Below are 536 nucleotides of genomic sequence, written 5' to 3'. Positions count from 1 at the left end.
GCCGAGGCCGGCGTCAAGTGCTTCGCGGACAAGGGGTATCAAGGTGCGGGAGGTAGCGTGATCGTCCCGTTTCGCGGCAAGCACGAGAATCTCTCCGCTGGCAAGCGCGCTGTCAACGCCGCTCATGCCAAGTTCCGAGCCGTCGGCGAGCAGGCCATGGCCACCCTCAAGGGCTGGCGGCTGCTGCGCAAGCTGCGCTGCAGCACCAATCGGATCACCAAGATCGTCAAGGCCGTCCTCGCCCTTCACCTCGCGTCAGCGTGAGGTCGGAAAGAGCTCGTTGTCAGAACCGTGCGGCACGCTTGATCTATGCGAACACTCTTCAGCGGCGAAGTGCACGTGTCCTACGGGCAGGTCTATGTCTGCAGCAACGACGAGGGTCACGACCTCGGAGATTCCTTCGCCGGGCAGCGGGCCGGGCTGTGCGGCGGAGCAGTGCCAGGCCATCTCTTTCTGCTGACTGGAATGCACACCGGCTCCGTCCCAATGACCGTCGAGCTGCACGAGACGGAACCGCCCCTGGACGCCGACGCCTG

Annotated in this window: 1 protein-coding gene and 1 pseudogene; both read left to right on the top strand. The window is 64.7% G+C overall.

Annotated elements, in window-relative coordinates:
• Window positions 1-264 (top strand): transposase family protein (locus STSP_RS00020; protein WP_232789460.1); only part of this gene is annotated, 264 nt, incomplete at its 5' end.
• A 45-nt stretch (window positions 265-309) separates the two neighbouring features.
• A pseudogene (locus STSP_RS00015) lies at window positions 310-536 on the top strand (hypothetical protein); the annotation flags it as partial.

Origin of the sequence: Streptomyces jeddahensis (genome assembly GCF_001642995.1) — a bacterium.
Classification (GTDB): Bacteria; Actinomycetota; Actinomycetes; order Streptomycetales; family Streptomycetaceae; genus Streptomyces; species Streptomyces jeddahensis.
This window is presented reverse-complemented; position numbering and strand designations above follow the sequence as displayed.